This is a genomic window from Pseudomonadota bacterium (genome assembly GCA_034189865.1).
Lineage (GTDB): Bacteria > Pseudomonadota > Gammaproteobacteria > UBA5335 > UBA5335 > JAXHTV01.
This window is the reverse complement of the sequence record JAXHTV010000043.1, coordinates 1-16,186: the sequence shown is the minus strand read 5'-3', so window position 1 is coordinate 16,186 and position 16,186 is coordinate 1. Positions and strand designations below refer to the sequence as shown.

Genomic DNA, 16,186 nt, shown 5'->3' with positions numbered 1-16,186 from the left:
CGTGCTCGGACCTCGGCGGCCGGACGCAGAAAAAGATTCACCTTATGAGTGTGGATTTGAAGCCTTCGAAGATGCGCGAATGAAATTCGACGTGCGTTATTATCTCGTGGCAATCCTGTTTATTATCTTCGACCTCGAAGTCGCATTTTTGTTTCCATGGGCGGTCTCGCTTCGCGAGATCGGCGGCTTCGGTCTGCTGGCGATGGCCGTTTTTTTGGGGATCTTGGTGGTCGGGTTTATCTACGAATGGAAAAAGGGGGCGTTGGAATGGGAATAGAAGGCGTCCTCGAGCAGGGTTTTGTAACCACCTCGGCTGACAAATTAATCAACTGGGCAAGAACCGGTTCCCTCTGGCCGGTCACGTTTGGTCTTGCCTGCTGCGCCGTTGAAATGATGCACGTAGGTACTTCGCGTTACGACCTGGATCGATTCGGGGCGATGTTTCGACCGAGTCCGCGTCAGTCAGACGTGATGATCGTTGCAGGCACCCTGGTCAATAAGATGGCTCCGGCCTTGCGCAAGGTGTACGACCAGATGGCGGAACCCCGTTGGGTGATTTCTATGGGGTCCTGTGCCAATGGCGGTGGTTACTATCATTACTCCTATTCTGTTGTTCGGGGCTGCGATCGGGTGGTGCCGGTAGATATCTACGTGCCCGGTTGTCCGCCGACGGCCGAGGCTTTGCTCTACGGCATACTCCAGCTCCAGAATAAGATCAAAAGAACCAACACCATCGCCCGCTAGGAACACAGCGACATGAGTCAGGCGTACGAGGCATTAGCGCAGCAATTGGGCGATAGGTTTCCCAACGCCAAGGTCGTTTACGATGCCAGAGTCGATGAAGTGACCGTGGAGGTCGCGGCCGAGAACTTGCTGGAATCAGCGCGGGTGTTGCGGGATGACGAGGCCCTGTTGTTTCGTCAACTGATCGATCTTTGCGGTGTGGACTATCTGGCCTACGGTGACGCTGAGTGGGCGACGGTTGATTCGACGGAATTGGGCTTCAGCCGTGGTGTGGATCGCTATGACCCCGACAGCGACCCGGATCACGGTTCTGCCACACGTTACGCCGTTGCCTACCATCTGCTTTCGCTCGACAAAAATTTGCGTTTAAGGGTACGGGTTTGGATTCCGGATTCTGAGCTGCCTGTTTTGCCTTCGGTGGTCGAGATCTGGCCAGTGGCCAACTGGTTTGAGCGTGAGGCCTTTGATCTTTTCGGAATCCACTTCGAGAATCATCCCGATTTGCGCCGGCTCCTGACAGACTACGGCTTTATCGGCTACCCGTTCCGCAAGGATTTTCCTCTCATCGGCAATGTTGAGGTTCGCTACAACCCCGAGAAAGGCCGGGTTGTGTATGAGCCAGTGCAGATTGAGCCGAGAACGCTGGTGCCAAAGGTCATCCGTGAGGATCAAGAACACGGTGAGATCGCCGGGGGAGCGTCGCAAGATGCCTGAGATTCAGAATTTTACAATGAACTTCGGGCCGCAGCACCCGGCTGCGCACGGCGTGTTGCGTTTGGTTCTGGAGATGGACGGAGAAGTCATTCAGCGCGCGGATCCCCACGTGGGTTTGCTGCACAGAGCGACAGAAAAGCTCGCCGAGAGTAAGCCGTTTAATCAAAGCATCGGATATATGGATCGTCTCGATTACGTGTCGATGATGTGTAATGAGCACGGCTATGTGCTGGCGATCGAAAAGTTGCTCGATATTACCCCGCCGCTGCGGGCGCAATATATTCGCGTGATGTTTGATGAGATTACGCGGGTTCTGAACCACCTGTTGTGGTTGGGGTCGCACGCCATGGACATCGGCGCGTTGACCGTTTTCCTCTATTGCTTTAGAGAGCGCGAGTTATTGATGGACTGCTACGAAGCGGTCTCCGGCGCTCGAATGCATGCGACTTACTATCGGCCGGGAGGTGTTGCCCGCGACCTGCCCGACAGTATGCCAAAGTTTCAAGCCTCTCCGTTGCGAAGCCAGAAAGAGTTGGATCAGCTCAACCAGGACCGGGAAGGCTCGCTGTTGGATTTCATCGAAGCCTTTGCTGAGCGTTTTCCCGCCTGTGTGGACGAATACGAAACGCTGCTGACCAACAACCGGATATGGAAGCAACGGACCGTGGGTATCGGTGCCGTAGACGCCGATCGCGCCATCGAGCTTGGGTTCACCGGGCCGATGCTGCGCGGCTCGGGTGTCGCTTGGGACCTTCGCAAGAAACAGCCGTACGAAGTCTACGATCAATTGGATTTCGACATTCCCGTGGGTGTCAACGGTGACTGCTACGATCGCTATTTGGTTCGCATTGAGGAGATGCGTCAGTCCAATCGAATCATTCGGCAGTGCATTGACTGGTTACGAAACAATCCCGGCCCGGTTCGCCTGGAAGACCACAAGATTGTCCCGCCGGCGCGTGAAGTCATCAAACGCGACATGGAAGCGTTGATTCACCACTTCAAGTTGTTTACCGAAGGTTACTGCGTTCCCAAAGGGGAAGCCTATGCGGCTGTCGAGGCCCCCAAAGGTGAATTCGGCTGTTACATCGTCTCCGACGGTGCCAACAAGCCCTATCGGCTAAAAATTCGCGCGCCGGGTTTCCCGCACTTGGCAGCCATGGATGAAATGGTCCGCGGACACATGCTGGCAGACGTCGTGGCTGTGATCAGTACCATGGACATCGTATTCGGGGAGATTGACCGCTAATGGCCGAGTTGCCCGTACGGCCGGCAGCGCGACTGTCGGCAGAGGTAAAGAACGAAATCGACGGATGGCTCAAGCAGTATCCACCCGACCGGAAACAATCCGTGATCCTCTATGCGTTACATGCGGTGCAGCACGAGAACAAGGGGTACCTGACGGTGGATTTGATGGACGCCGTCGCTGATTACCTGGATCTTCCGTCCATCACGGTTTACGAAGTCGCCAGTTTTTACTCCATGCTGGAAACCGAGCCGGTGGGACGTCACAGCGTGTCGGTCTGCACCAACATTTCCTGCATGCTGCGAGGCGGTGATGCCATCGTTCGGCACTTAGAGAACAAGCTGAGCATTAACCTCGGGGAATCGACACCCGACGGCCGGATTTATCTCAAGCGGGAAGAGGAGTGCCTAGCCGCGTGCGTCGGCGCGCCGATGATGATGGTCGACCACAAGTACTACGAAAACCTGACCTTGGAACAGGTAGACCAAATCATTGATGGTCTGGAGTGAGTGAATGGAAACCTCGGTCTGTTATAGCACCCTTCAATTCGACGAGCCATGGACCCTGGAGAACTACTTCAAGGTGGGTGGCTATGAAGCATGGAAGCGCATTCTGACTGAGAAAATCCCGCCCGAAGACGTCATCGAAACGGTGAAGAAATCCGGTTTGCGTGGGCGTGGCGGCGCCGGTTTTCCCACTGGCTTGAAGTGGAGCTTCATGCCGAAGAACTACGACGGACAGAAATACGTCGTTTGTAACTCCGACGAAAGCGAGCCGGGCACCTGCAAAGACCGCGACATCTTGCGTTTCAATCCCCACGCCCTGGTCGAGGGGATGGCCATCGCCGCTTACGCCATGGGCGCCACCGTGGGTTACAACTATCTTCGAGGCGAGTTCATGGACGAGCCCTTCGGTCGTTTCCGCCAGGCTTTGGCCGAAGCCTACGAGCAGGGATTCCTGGGTCGCAATATCCTGGGCTCCGGCGTGGATTTCGACCTCCATGCGCACTTGGGCGCAGGGGCATACATCTGTGGTGAAGAAACGGCGCTACTCGAGTCGTTGGAAGGGAAAAAAGGTCAGCCGCGGTTTAAACCGCCGTTCCCGGCCAATGTCGGTTTGTATGGCAAGCCCACCACCATCAATAACACCGAAAGCTACGCTTCGGTGCCCACCATCATGCGCAAGGGCGGCGAGTGGTTCGCGTCCCTGGGCACTGAGAAAGCCGGTGGGACGAAGCTGTTCTCCGTGAGCGGTCACGTCAATCGTCCCGGAAACTTCGAAGTTCCGCTGGGTACGCCCTTTGCGAAGATTTTGGAAATGGCCGGCGGTGTTCTCGATAACCGCAAGCTTAAGGCAGTGATTCCGGGTGGATCGTCCGTGCCGGTGCTGCCGGGGCACATCATGATGGACGTCAACATGGATTATGAATCCGTTGTCCAAGCCGGCTCGATGCTGGGCTCGGGCGCCATCATCGTGATGGACGAAACCACCTGTATGGTGCGTGTCCTGGAGCGGATTTCACGTTTCTATTTCGCCGAGTCTTGTGGTCAGTGTACCCCGTGCCGAGAGGGCACAGGTTGGTTGCATCGCGTGGTTAGCCGGATAGAGCATGGCAAGGGCCAGCCGGCCGATTTGGCCATGTTGGATGACGTGGCCAGCAAGATCGAAGGTCGCACGATTTGCGCCTTGGGAGATGCTGCCGCCATGCCGGTTCGCAGCTTTATCAAGCATTTTCGCGATGAATTTCAGTATCACATCGACCACAAGCAATGCATGGTGTCTGTGAGCGACCAGCCGCAGGCGGCCGCGTGAGCTTTTGCGGGCCAAGTTTGGGAACGGACCCAGCGTCGGACTGAGCATTTATGAGTAACGAAGAGATCACAATCGAGGTTGACGGCGTCGCGCTTCCCGCGCGCAAAGGTCAGATGCTGATTGAGGTAACGGATGCCGCGGGCAACTATATTCCGCGTTTCTGCTACCACAAGAAGCTGTCGGTTGCTGCCAACTGTCGGATGTGTCTGGTGGAAGTCGAGCGTGCGCCCAAGGCGCTGCCCGCCTGCGCAACACCCGTTGCCGACGGCATGAAAGTGCTCACTCGTTCGCCTAAAGCCATCGCCGCGCAAAAGGCGACGATGGAATTCCTGCTCATCAATCATCCACTGGATTGCCCGATCTGCGACCAGGGTGGTGAATGCGAATTGCAAGATCTGGCGCTGGGATACGGCGGCGATGTGTCTCAATACACCGAACGTAAGCGTATCGTTCAGGACGAAAATCTCGGACCGTTGATCTCCACAGACATGACCCGCTGCATCCACTGTACGCGGTGTGTGCGTTACGGCGAGGAGGTACTGGGGCTGCGAGAGCTGGGCGCTACGGGACGGGGCGAGTTCATGCGCATCGGCACCTATGTCGGTCGTACCGTGACCTCAGAAATGTCGGGGAACGTGATCGATTTGTGTCCGGTGGGCGCATTGACGGCACGCCCGTCTCGCTATACAGCCCGTCCGTGGGAATTGGAACAAGCGGCGACCGTGTCGCCCCACGACTGTTTCGGTACCAACCTCAACGCCCACGTCCGTCGTGGCCAATTAATGCGTGTTGTCCCACGGGAAAACGAGGGGGTCAACGAAACTTGGGTTAGTGATCGCGACCGCTTCAGTTATCCGGCGATTTACAGCGAAAGCCGGCTGCGGGCACCCATGATCAACGTCGACGGCGTATGGGAAGAAACTGACTGGGAAACCGCTCTGGAGACGGCTATCCAGGGCCTGAAACGGGTAGATGCCTCCGACCTCGGTATTTTGGCTTCGCCCAACGCCACCGTGGAAGAGTTGTTCTTGCTCAAGCGGATTGCCGACGGACTGGGTTGTGCCAATGTCGACCATCGCCAGTCCCAAGCGGAGTTCGGCGACCAGACCCAGATGCCGGTTTTCCCCTGGCTGGGCATGGATATCGCTGACCTGGAGCGCTTGAGTGGAGCCTTGGTGATCGGTTCCAACGTGCGTAAAGAGGTTCCACTGGCCCATCACCGCCTTCGCAAGGCCGCCATGGCCGGCGGTCAAATCTGCGCCATTAACCCGAAAGATTTCGATTTTCGCTTCGATTTACCCGCGCATGTTGTTACGTCCGACATGGGCGAGTCTCTCGCGGCCGTTGCGCTCGCGGTGTCGGAATTGACCGGCGAGTCGATTCCCAAAGCGCTTGAGTCGGTGGTCCAGGGCGTCTCCCCGGATCAAACCCACATCACGGTGGCGAATATACTGCGTGACGGCGAGCGCGCCGCGGTGTTGCTGGGTCAGATCGCAGCAGATGCTCCCGGCGCTGGCGTACTGCGCGCACTCGCGGCTTATGTGGCCGCTGCAACCAATTCCCGACTGGGCTATCTGCCCGCCGGGGGCAATGCGGCGGGTGCTTGGCTATGTGGCATCGTCCCGCATCGTCAACTGGGCGGTTCGCCCTCTCAGCAAGCGGGCAAACACGCTGGCGAGATGTTGACCGACGGCATGCGTGGCTATCTGTTGCTGGGTGTTGAACCGGAGTTGGAAGCACGTAACGGCCGGCAGGCGGAGGCGGTTCTTAACGATGCCGATTTCGTCGTCGCGCTCACGCCGTTTGTCAGCAAGGCGATGCGTGATTACGCGCATGTGATTTTGCCCATCGGTACCTTTGCGGAGACCGCCGGGACCTTCATCAACGCAGAAGGGCGCTGGCAGTCGTTCAATGGCTGTGCCGCGCCGGTTGGCGAGTCACGGCCCGCGTGGAAACTGCTGCGGGTGATGGGTAACCTCCTGGGCCTGGACGGCTTCGACTACGTCTCGGCGAAGCAAGTCGCCGATTCAGCTCGTGAGGCCGTGGGCGCCGTTATGCCCAACAATCACTACGAGCTCACTGGCGGTATCGAGCGTCCGCTGCGGCCGACCCTGCAACGGCTGGGTGAAGTGCCGCTGTGTGCCAGTGATGGCTTAGTGCGGCGTTCCAAGCCGCTACAGGAAACGCCGGATGCGGATGCGGCCAAAAAGGCCTATCTAAATGCATCAGAGGCGGAAAGGCTTGGCCTGACAGATGCCGATCAAGTGGTGGTGAGTCAGGGTGATGGACGCGTGACGCTTCCTTTGGTGATCGATAACGGGCTTGCAGACGGTTGGATTTGTATCGCCGCGGGTATTCCCGAAACCCGAATGCTCGGGGAACGGTTTGGTTCGGTTGAAGTTCAGTCCACTTGAGCCAGGCTCAAGCGGCCCGGTTGGTCTGAAGAGATAGTTTAAGGCAACACAACATGCTCGACACCATGCTCGCAACTTGGGGTGCTGTTCCTGAACTCGTAAGGGTTCCGGTGAATATTCTGCTCGGCATCATGGCGATCATCTTCCCCTTGTTGGGCGTGGTTGCTTACCTGACACTGGCGGAGAGGAAAGTGCTCGGCTTTATCCAGTCTCGGGTGGGACCCAACCGCGTGGGTTATGCCGGTTTGCTCCAACCGATTGCCGACGCGGTGAAGTTGGCGTTTAAAGAAATCATTATTCCGACCAACGCCAACCGCTTTTTGTTTCTCAGTGCACCGATTCTGTCGTTTATTCCCGCCTTGGCGGCGTGGGCGGTCGTGCCGTTTGCCGACGGTGTGCTGTTGGCCAATATCGATGCCGCAGTTCTATACGTGCTGGCGCTGACCTCGTTCGGTGTTTACGGCATCATCCTGGCGGGATGGGCGTCGAATTCCAAATACGCGCTGCTCGGCGCCATGCGTGCCGCGGCGCAGGTCGTCGCGTATGAGTTGGCTATGGGCTTCGCGTTGGTGGGGGTTTTGATGGCCGCCGGCAGTTTGAATCTCAATGACATCGTCAAAGCTCAGCAAGGCGGCATTTGGATGTGGTTTGCCGTGCCTTTGCTGCCGTTGTTCGTGGTCTATTGGGTTTCCGGTATTGCGGAAACCAACCGCCTGCCGTTCGACATGGCGGAAGGTGAGTCGGAAATCGTCGCGGGTTTCCATGTTGAGTATGGCGGCATGGCCTTTGCGCTGTTCTTCCTGGCCGAATACGCCAACATGGTTTTGATTTCAACGTTAATTACGGTGTTTTTCCTCGGAGGGTGGCTGTCGCCTTTTGAAAACGTGCCGTTTTTGGGCGGAATCCCCGGTCTCGCGAGCCACGGATTTCATTGGTTGGCATTGAAAACGGCGTTTTTCCTGTTCTGCTACCTGTGGTTCCGAGGCACTTTTCCGCGCTATCGCTATGACCAAATCATGCGGCTGGGTTGGAAGGTTTTTATCCCGGTAACCATCGTTTGGTTAGCGGTTGTGGGCGTTTTTGTTTACGTGGGCTTCGGACCATGGTTCTGAAGCAACCTCGGGTAGGGTATTCGATATGAGTACGGTTGCGCGTTACGTTTCCGGTTACGTCCGAAGCTTTCTGTTGTGGGAGCTGTTGGTGGGTTTGTCCGTGACGGTGCGGGAGATGTTCAACCGCAAAGTCACTATCTTCTATCCGGAAGAGAAAACGCCCCAGAGTCCTCGCTTTCGTGGCATGCACGCGCTGCGTCGTTATCCCAATGGCGAAGAGCGCTGCATTGCCTGCAAACTCTGCGAGGCGGTTTGTCCAGCCTTGGCCATCACCATTGAATCTCAGCAGCGTGATGACGGTACGCGCCGCACCACGCGCTACGACATCGATTTGTTTAAATGCATTTTCTGCGGTTTTTGTGAGGAGGCCTGCCCGGTCGATTCCATCGTGGAAACGCGCATTTTCGAGTATCACTTTGAGAACCGTGGCGAACAGATTCTTACCAAAGACAAGTTACTCGCCATTGGCGACAAATATGAAGATATCATCGCCCAGGATCGGGCCGTGGACGCCGCTTATCGCTAAGCGGGCCGGATGTAAAACCGCGTTGCCTGGTTACGAGGGCGCAATGGGATGAATCCAGAATGATTCAGCTGATTTTGTTTTATATTTTCGCCGCCATCGTGGTAGGTGCGGCCGCCGGTGTGATTACCGCGCGCAATCCCGTTCACTCGGTGCTCTATCTGGTGCTGGCGTTTTTCACCAGTGCCGCTCTGTGGATTCTGATCGGCGCCGAGTTTCTGGGCATCATCCTGGTATTGGTCTACGTCGGCGCGGTGATGGTGTTGTTCCTTTTTGTCGTCATGATGCTGGATATCAATACCGACGTTCTGCGCCAGGGATTTACGCGGTATTTACCGCTGGGAACGGTGGTGATTCTGTGTATCGTGCTGGAGCTGCTGGCCGTATTGGGGTCGGGTCAGTTCAGTATCGAAACATACGGAACCCCGGTGCCGTATCCGGAAGGGCACAGCAATACCCAGGAACTTGGGGCACTGCTTTACACCGTTTACGTCTATCCGTTTGAGATCGCGGCGGTGATATTGCTGGTGGCGATTGTCGCGGCCATCGCATTGACCATGCGGCGGGTCGAAGGTCGTCGGGTCCAGAATCCGGCGGAACAGGTCCGGGTCAACCCGCGTGACCGTATCCGCATCGTTAAGATGCCGGCAGAGAAAAAGCAGTAAGGTCAGCCTCGAACGGGTTCTTGCTCAAGGGAAGGCGGCAGGAGTAATCATGGTTTCCTTGTCACATTTTTTGGTGCTTGGCGGGCTCTTATTCGTGCTCAGCGTCGCAGGCATTTTTATCAATCGAAAAAACGTGATTGTGCTTCTGATGTGCATCGAGCTCATGTTGCTGGCGGTGAACATGAACTTTGTTGCCTTTTCTCGCTACTTGGGCGATCTGGAAGGCCAGGTGTTCGTCTTTTTCATCCTCACCGTGGCTGCGGCAGAAGCCGCCATCGGCTTGGCGATCCTCGTGCTTGTCTTCCGCACCAAGCGAAGCATCAACGTCGAAGACCTCGACGTCATGAAAGGCTGATTCCATGGAAAGCGTCTATCTGGCAATCGTTCTTGCACCGCTGTTCGCCTCGGTGGTGGTGGGTTTATTCAGAAACGTCGTGGGCCGAACCGGTGCGCATTGGCTGACCACCGGCGGCGTTGCTGTCTCGTTTCTCCTTTCCCTGCTGGTACTGAAAGACGTTTTCGTAGACGGGGCGGAGCCCTACAATGCTTCGGTTTACACCTGGATGGTGAGCGACGGTATTCGTTTCGAGGTGGGGTTTCTGGTCGACAGTCTCACCGCCATCATGATGTCTGTGGTGACCTTTGTTTCCTTGATGGTCCACGTCTATACCGTCGGCTACATGCACGACGATCCCGGCTATCAGCGCTTTTTTAGCTATATCTCGCTGTTTACCTTCGCCATGTTGATGCTGGTGATGTCAAATAACTTCCTCCAGCTGTTTTTCGGCTGGGAGGCGGTCGGTTTGGTGTCTTATCTGCTGATCGGTTTCTGGTTCAAGAAACCCACGGCCATTTTTGCCAATATGAAGGCCTTTTTGGTCAACCGGGTGGGTGACTTCGGCTTCCTGCTCGGTATTGCGGCGGTTGTCATGTACGCCGGCACTCTTGACTACTGGGAAGCGTTCGCGGCCGCGCCTGCCTGGGCCGGTAAGACCATCGAGATTTGGCCCGGTCAAGCGTGGTCCCTTGCCACGGTGGTTTGCATTCTGTTGTTTATCGGCGCCATGGGCAAGTCAGCGCAGGCGCCGCTGCATGTGTGGTTGCCGGATTCCATGGAAGGCCCCACGCCGATTTCGGCACTGATTCATGCCGCGACCATGGTAACCGCCGGGATCTTCATGGTCGCCCGTATGTCGCCGCTGTTCGAGTTTTCCGAAACCGCTTTGAGTTTCGTCCTGTTGATTGGTGCATTCACGGCGTTTTTCATGGGTCTTTTGGGCATGGTCCAAAACGACATCAAACGGGTCGTGGCGTATTCGACCTTGTCGCAGTTGGGTTATATGACCGTCGCCCTTGGCGTGTCGGCCTACTCAGCCGCCATCTTCCACTTGATGACCCATGCGTTCTTTAAAGCGTTGCTGTTCCTGGCAGCCGGTTCTGTGATTATCGCGATGCACCACGAGCAGGACATGCGCCGTATGGGGGGGCTGCGAAAGTACATGCCCATTACCTATTGGTGTTCTCTCATTGGCTCATTGGCCCTGATTGGGTTCCCTGGTTTCTCTGGTTACTTCTCCAAGGACGCCATTATCGAGGCTGTGGAAGTCTCCCATTTACCCGGTGCGCATATCGCTTATTGGGCGGTGTTGCTCGGCGTGTTCGTCACCGCATTCTATTCCTTCCGGTTGGTCTTTTTGGTATTCCACGGCCAGGAACGGATGGACGAGCATACTCGCGAGCACCTCCAAGAAAGCCCGACGGTTGTGACCATCCCACTAATTTTGCTTGCAATTCCTTCGGTCATTATCGGCGCGTTGACGATCGGCCCGATGCTCTTCGGCAAGGTCTTTGACGGGGTAATTACCGTCCATCACGAGCACGACGTGATGGCGCACCTTGGGGAAGAGTTCCACGGTGTGGTGGCGTTCGTGACCCACGGCTTACAGAACCTTCCGGTATGGCTGGCGCTAGCCGGGGTGGTCGCGGCTTGGTATCTCTACCTGGTGAATCCGCGTCTGGTCGAGTGGTTCAGTACGCGTTTTGGTCCCGGTCGAGTGCTCTATCGCATTCTCGACCGCAAATACTGGTTCGATGAAATTTACCTGAACGTGTTCGCCGCTGGTGGACGCGCGCTGGGTCGGTTTTTCTGGCAAGCGGGAGATGCTGGGTTGATCGACGGGGCGCTCATCAACGGCACCGCCCAACGTGTCGGCCGTTTGGCCACGTCTATGCGGCGGATTCAATCCGGTTTTCTCTACCACTATGCATTCGCGATGGTAATCGGCCTGACAGTGATGTTGGCCTGGTTGCTTTTCATCCGTTGATCTCGCGGGATAAGGAATAGTCTGAATGTTTGCGGAGCCGCACCTGCTGAGTCTCACGATCTGGACGCCAATCCTCGGCGGGCTGTTGGTGTTACTGATTGGAGATCGAAACGTCCCGGCCGCCCGATGGTGTGCGTTGGCGGTGGCGTTGTTGGCGTTTGCGATTAGTTTGGGCTTGTGGACCGGATTCGATAGCACCAACCCCGGCATGCAGTTTGTCGAGCAGGCTCGCTGGATTCCGACTTTTAACGCCGATTATCACTTGGGTGTAGACGGTATATCGATGCCCATGATCATTCTCACCGCGTTCATGACCATCTTTGTCGTGGTCGCTGGGTGGGAAGTGGTGACTCAGCGGCCATCGCAGTATTTGGGTGCGTTTTTGATCATGGAAGGCATCATGATCGGTGCGTTCGCCGCGCTGGATGCCGTGCTGTTTTACGTATTCTGGGAAGCCATGCTGATCCCCATGTTCCTGATTATCGGAATTTGGGGTGGTCCGCGACGGGTCTACGCTACGATTAAATTTTTCCTGTTCACGTTCTTCGGCTCGGTTCTGATGTTGGTCGCTTTTATCTACCTGTATCAGAAGTCCGGCACGTTCGATGTGTTGGCGCTGCAGCAACTTCCGCTGAGCGGCGCCGAGCAAACCTGGATATTCCTGGCGTTTTTGGTGGCATTTGCGGTGAAGGTCCCCATGTGGCCGGTGCATACTTGGTTGCCCGACGCTCACGTTGAAGCACCCACGGGCGGTTCGGTGATTCTGGCGGCCATTACCCTGAAGCTTGGCACGTACGGTTTTCTCCGTTACAGCATGCCCATCGCGCCGGATGCCAGTTTGGAAATGTCGGGCCTGTTGGTCGCCCTGTCGCTCATCGCCGTTGTCTACATTGGGCTGGTGGCGTTGGTTCAGCAGGACATGAAAAAGCTGATTGCTTATTCGTCTATCGCCCATATGGGGTTCGTGACCCTCGGGTTTTTTATCCCGTTTTTTATCGTAGAAGCCACCGGTAGCCGCGCGGGTTCCGCTATGGCCATGCAAGGCGGCGTGGTACAGATGGTCTCCCACGGTTTTATCTCTGGCGCAATGTTCCTGTGCGTAGGGGTGCTCTACGATCGCATGCATTCCCGCCAAATCGCTGATTACGGTGGCGTGGTCAACACGATGCCCAATTTTGCAGCGTTTATGGTGTTGTTTGCCATGGCCAACGCCGGCTTGCCGGGTACGTCGGGTTTTGTGGGTGAGTTTATGGTGATTCTGGCCAGCTTTAGAGCCAGCTTTTGGATCGCTGCCTTGGCGGCACTGACGCTCATCTTGGGCGCGGCCTACACCCTCTGGATGGTCAAACGTGTGATATTCGGCGCGGTACAGAATGATCGCGTGCAGGCGCTGGACGATATTAACGGTCGCGAGTTCTTGATGTTGGCGGTGTTGGCCGTCGCCGTGCTGGCTCTAGGTTTGTGGCCGGCCCCCTTAATTGATGTGATGGCGCCGTCTATCGACCAACTGTTGGCGCATGTTCTTCAGGGCAAGGGCTGAATATCAACTGATCGGCTCGCGCTCGTGAACGGTCCAAGATACTGGTTGGGATAAGGAAGCAATGGAAATGAATTTCGTCAGCCCGGACTTTTCACCGGTTGTTCCGGAGATTTTCCTGCTGTGCATGACCAGTCTGATTTTGGTTGTCGACTTGTTCGTGGACGATCGACGCCGATACGTGACTTACTTGCTGTCCCTGCTTTCGGTTTTGGTCACGGCGATTTTGTGCGTGCCCATGTTAGAGCAGGCTGCAGTCGAGACTTTCGGCGGCATGTTCGTGCTGGATCGACTGGCGGTTGCCTTGAAAATCGCGGTTTTGGTCACCGTCGCGGCTGTGATGGTTTATTCGCGCGATTACCTGGCCAGCCGTGGATTGCACAAGGGGGAGTTTTACCTGCTCACCTTGTTCGCGACCATGGGTATGATGGTGATCATATCCGGCGCCCACTTCATTACCTTATATCTCGGTTTGGAATTGATGTCGCTTTCGCTCTACGCGATGGTGGCGCTGAACCGTGATTCCGCTGTTGCGGCGGAAGCCGCTATGAAGTACTTCGTGCTTGGGGCCATCGCCTCCGGCATGCTGCTCTACGGAATGTCCATCCTCTATGGCGTGACCGGTTCGTTGTATGTGGCGCAAGTGGCTGAAGAGGTCATGGCGGCCCGTGTCGGCAATGTCGCGCTGATTTTGGGGGTGGTATTCATTGTGGCATCGCTGGCGTTCAAGTTGGGGGCGGTGCCGTTCCATATGTGGCTGCCGGACGTCTACCAAGGCGCCAATACGCCCATTACCCTGTTGGTGGGTACAGCGCCCAAGATAGCCGGTTTTGCCATGTTTATGCGCTTGTTGGTGGAGGGGCTCGAAGGTCTCTACGCGGACTGGCGAGATATGCTGATTTTAATGTCGGTGTTGTCCCTGGCTGTGGGTAGCATCGTTGCCATCGCCCAAACCAACATCAAGCGTATGTTGGCCTATTCGACCATCGGCCATATCGGCTTTTTACTGCTCGGTATCATCGCCGGAACGGACGAAGGCTATGGCGCGGCCATGTTCTATACCTTGGTTTATGTGCTCATGGCGGCAGGGGCCTTCGGCATGATTATTCTCCTTAGCCACCAGGGGTTGGAAGCGGAGAATATCGACGATTTCAAAGGGCTGAATGAGCGCAGCCCTTGGTTCGCCTTGATTATGCTGCTGCTGATGTTTTCTATGGCCGGTGTGCCTCCAACAGTCGGCTTTTACAGCAAACTGGCCGTGCTCAACGCCGTTGTTCAGCAAGGAATGTATTGGTTGGCGATTGTGGCGGTGATATTCGCGTTTATCAGCGCTTATTACTACCTCCGTGTTGTCAAAGTGATGTACTTCGATGCGCCGACGCACCACGAGCCGTTCGAGCCGTCTTTCGATATGCGGGCCTTGCTTACCGCCAATGGCTTGATTGTTCTCATTTTGGGTATCGTTCCGGGAGGATTGATGGAGTTATGTGCATCGGCTTTTTGACAAACCGGTTGCTCTAACCTATACTCTCGCCCTCTCACGAGTGCGGGGTGGAGCAGTCTGGCAGCTCGTCGGGCTCATAACCCGAAGGTCGCAGGTTCGAATCCTGCCCCCGCTACCAAATCGGAAAATCTCTGTATATGTCCATATACAGAGATTTTTTTTTGCCTCTTTCGCGCCACATTGATCCGCTTTCTGGGTGCCATTGGCTATTGGCCGGTAGGTTCCCTCATCCCCGTCGAGAACCCCAGGCGGCCCGTTCTGATTGCGATGGGCGGCAATCAGTCGACCCCAAGCAGCCCACCCCATTCTTCCAATCACAAAAAGCCAGCTGGGCGAGTGCTAACTGGTGCCAAAGCTTATGGGTGCAACCAATCGAGCCGCGGAACTCGTCGCATTGTCGAGGCTGTTCGGCCGTATGCTCTGACCAAAGCATCGTTAAGCATGACGCCGATTTTGCACATGTACTAAGTTTGTGGGGATACGAAGCGGCAACCGGCGTATTGTTTCAGCGCGTTTGCGGGTGATCTCATGCGTTGCTGATGGGGCAGGGGGCGCGGCATTCGCCCCCGAACAAGCCGGCCACCTTTATTTGTATTCCTGCAGGATAAGCGAGGCCACATGCTGAAATTGGACAATCTTCCGCCGGTTTTTTCGCCCTATATGATGGCGAAAACGCCGATTCTGGAGGAAACACTTCGGCATTTTCAAACGGATCCGGACTTCCGGTGGCGGTTGACCTATTTGCGCCTGGTCAACCGGGCGTTTGGGCCTTTTCGTTGGCTAGAGGAGAAGCTCTATAATCCGCGTGTGCGTGCCACCCGATTGGCGGGTCCACCGCTGATGATTCTGGGGCATTGGCGAAGCGGCACGACGCATTTGCACTACACGCTCAAGCAGGACCCGCAGTTTGCCACGGTATCGAATGGTCATATCGGAACGGCCACCTGCTACTTCACGCTGGGCCGATGGCTCACGCGATTGGGGCCCATTCTGCCCCATATCAGCAGACCGATGGATAACCTTCCCGTAGGCGTGGACCTGCCGCAGGAAGAAGAGTTGGCACTGCCCGCCATCACCACCGCCACGGTCTACTATTATTGGATGCTGCCACGGGAGTTACCCAAGCTCTTTGACCGGTATTGCCTGTTCGAGGGAGCGGGTAAGGGCCAGGAGCAGGCGTTTCTCGACGGGTATCACTTCATTCTGCAGCAAGCCACCATGGCCGATCCCCATAAGCCGCTGTTGTTGAAAAACCCGCCCAACACGGCGCGCTTGGCATTACTCGCAGAACGTTACCCGGACGCGAAATTTGTGCACATCTATCGCAATCCCTACGATGTGTACCGGTCCAGCCAACATCTTTACGACAAAATGTCCGCCGGTTTCGGTCTGCAGGCTGTCACGCCCGAGCAGCGCGACGAGATCGTTCTGTACGTTTACGAACGGATGATGTCGGCCTATTTGTCCCAGCGGCAGGCCATTCCACCCGAGCGGCTGGTGGAAGTGCGCTTCGAAGACCTGGAGCGGGACGGCATGGGCGAGATCCGCCAGATCTACGAGACACTAGCGCTCCCGGGCTGGGCCTTGGCCGAAA

At 56.3% G+C, this 16,186-nt stretch carries 15 protein-coding genes and 1 tRNA gene; all 16 read left to right on the top strand.

Annotation, left to right across the window (positions count from 1 at the left end):
* Positions 1-277, top strand: a 277-nt coding sequence (locus SVU69_12995; GenBank protein MDY6943913.1) for an NADH-quinone oxidoreductase subunit A, incomplete at its 5' end; no start/stop codon positions are given.
* Entirely contained in the window at positions 268-744 is a 477-nt protein-coding gene (locus SVU69_12990) for an NADH-quinone oxidoreductase subunit B family protein (GenBank protein ID MDY6943912.1), read from the top strand. The genes SVU69_12995 and SVU69_12990, both read left to right, overlap by 10 nt.
* Before the next feature lie 12 nt (positions 745-756).
* Positions 757-1,458, top strand: coding sequence for an NADH-quinone oxidoreductase subunit C (locus SVU69_12985; protein MDY6943911.1), 702 nt, complete (start codon positions 757-759; stop codon positions 1,456-1,458).
* Complete coding sequence (locus tag SVU69_12980; GenBank protein ID MDY6943910.1) at positions 1,451-2,704, top strand: NADH-quinone oxidoreductase subunit D; 1,254 nt, start codon at positions 1,451-1,453, stop codon at positions 2,702-2,704. Before SVU69_12985 ends, SVU69_12980 begins: the two co-directional genes overlap by 8 nt.
* Positions 2,704-3,210 carry an NADH-quinone oxidoreductase subunit NuoE gene (gene nuoE / locus SVU69_12975; protein ID MDY6943909.1) on the top strand — a complete coding sequence of 169 codons (507 nt, stop codon included), beginning with the start codon at positions 2,704-2,706 and terminating at the stop codon, positions 3,208-3,210. Before SVU69_12980 ends, nuoE begins: the two co-directional genes overlap by 1 nt.
* A gap of 4 nt (positions 3,211-3,214) precedes the next feature.
* Entirely contained in the window at positions 3,215-4,513 is a 1,299-nt protein-coding gene (gene nuoF, locus SVU69_12970; protein ID MDY6943908.1) for an NADH-quinone oxidoreductase subunit NuoF, read from the top strand.
* Between the two features lie 50 nt (positions 4,514-4,563).
* Positions 4,564-6,927, top strand: a complete 2,364-nt coding sequence (nuoG, locus tag SVU69_12965) for an NADH-quinone oxidoreductase subunit NuoG (protein ID MDY6943907.1) — start codon at positions 4,564-4,566, stop codon at positions 6,925-6,927.
* A gap of 53 nt (positions 6,928-6,980) precedes the next feature.
* Entirely contained in the window at positions 6,981-8,039 is a 1,059-nt protein-coding gene (gene nuoH, locus SVU69_12960; protein MDY6943906.1) for an NADH-quinone oxidoreductase subunit NuoH, read from the top strand.
* A gap of 25 nt (positions 8,040-8,064) precedes the next feature.
* The gene (gene nuoI, locus SVU69_12955) at positions 8,065-8,565 is read left to right on the top strand and encodes an NADH-quinone oxidoreductase subunit NuoI (GenBank protein MDY6943905.1); all 501 of its coding nucleotides are present in this window, start codon (positions 8,065-8,067) and stop codon (positions 8,563-8,565) included.
* Between the two features lie 59 nt (positions 8,566-8,624).
* On the top strand, positions 8,625-9,227 hold the full coding sequence (locus tag SVU69_12950) for an NADH-quinone oxidoreductase subunit J (GenBank protein MDY6943904.1): 603 nt from the start codon (positions 8,625-8,627) through the stop codon (positions 9,225-9,227).
* 49 nt (positions 9,228-9,276) lie between these two features.
* Positions 9,277-9,582: an NADH-quinone oxidoreductase subunit NuoK gene (nuoK, locus tag SVU69_12945; GenBank protein ID MDY6943903.1), complete on the top strand. Its 306-nt coding sequence runs from the start codon at positions 9,277-9,279 to the stop codon at positions 9,580-9,582.
* Positions 9,583-9,586: 4 nt separating this feature from the next.
* Positions 9,587-11,551, top strand: a complete 1,965-nt coding sequence (gene nuoL, locus SVU69_12940; protein ID MDY6943902.1) for an NADH-quinone oxidoreductase subunit L — start codon at positions 9,587-9,589, stop codon at positions 11,549-11,551.
* A 25-nt stretch (positions 11,552-11,576) separates the two neighbouring features.
* On the top strand, positions 11,577-13,091 hold the full coding sequence (locus tag SVU69_12935; protein ID MDY6943901.1) for an NADH-quinone oxidoreductase subunit M: 1,515 nt from the start codon (positions 11,577-11,579) through the stop codon (positions 13,089-13,091).
* Positions 13,092-13,158: 67 nt separating this feature from the next.
* Complete coding sequence (gene nuoN, locus SVU69_12930; protein MDY6943900.1) at positions 13,159-14,592, top strand: NADH-quinone oxidoreductase subunit NuoN; 1,434 nt, start codon at positions 13,159-13,161, stop codon at positions 14,590-14,592.
* A 41-nt stretch (positions 14,593-14,633) separates the two neighbouring features.
* Positions 14,634-14,710: transfer RNA gene (locus SVU69_12925), tRNA-Met, on the top strand.
* A 500-nt stretch (positions 14,711-15,210) separates the two neighbouring features.
* The coding region (locus SVU69_12920; GenBank protein ID MDY6943899.1) for a sulfotransferase at positions 15,211-16,186 on the top strand (976 nt) is incomplete at its 3' end.

Excerpts from the sequence above, each read along its gene's own strand:
- nuoH (MDY6943906.1), top strand. The coding sequence starts at position 6,981 with ATGCTCGACACCATGCTCGCAACTTGGGGTGCTGTTCCTGAACTCGTA.
- nuoG (MDY6943907.1), top strand. The coding sequence starts at position 4,564 with ATGAGTAACGAAGAGATCACAATCGAGGTTGACGGCGTCGCGCTTCCC.
- nuoF (MDY6943908.1), top strand. The coding sequence starts at position 3,215 with ATGGAAACCTCGGTCTGTTATAGCACCCTTCAATTCGACGAGCCATGG.
- SVU69_12985 (MDY6943911.1), top strand. The coding sequence starts at position 757 with ATGAGTCAGGCGTACGAGGCATTAGCGCAGCAATTGGGCGATAGGTTT.
- nuoI (MDY6943905.1), top strand. The coding sequence starts at position 8,065 with ATGAGTACGGTTGCGCGTTACGTTTCCGGTTACGTCCGAAGCTTTCTG.
- nuoL (MDY6943902.1), top strand. The coding sequence starts at position 9,587 with ATGGAAAGCGTCTATCTGGCAATCGTTCTTGCACCGCTGTTCGCCTCG.
- SVU69_12980 (MDY6943910.1), top strand. The coding sequence starts at position 1,451 with ATGCCTGAGATTCAGAATTTTACAATGAACTTCGGGCCGCAGCACCCG.
- SVU69_12935 (MDY6943901.1), top strand. The coding sequence starts at position 11,577 with ATGTTTGCGGAGCCGCACCTGCTGAGTCTCACGATCTGGACGCCAATC.
- nuoK (MDY6943903.1), top strand. The coding sequence starts at position 9,277 with ATGGTTTCCTTGTCACATTTTTTGGTGCTTGGCGGGCTCTTATTCGTG.
- nuoE (MDY6943909.1), top strand. The coding sequence starts at position 2,704 with ATGGCCGAGTTGCCCGTACGGCCGGCAGCGCGACTGTCGGCAGAGGTA.
- SVU69_12990 (MDY6943912.1), top strand. The coding sequence starts at position 268 with ATGGGAATAGAAGGCGTCCTCGAGCAGGGTTTTGTAACCACCTCGGCT.
- SVU69_12950 (MDY6943904.1), top strand. The coding sequence starts at position 8,625 with ATGATTCAGCTGATTTTGTTTTATATTTTCGCCGCCATCGTGGTAGGT.
- nuoN (MDY6943900.1), top strand. The coding sequence starts at position 13,159 with ATGAATTTCGTCAGCCCGGACTTTTCACCGGTTGTTCCGGAGATTTTC.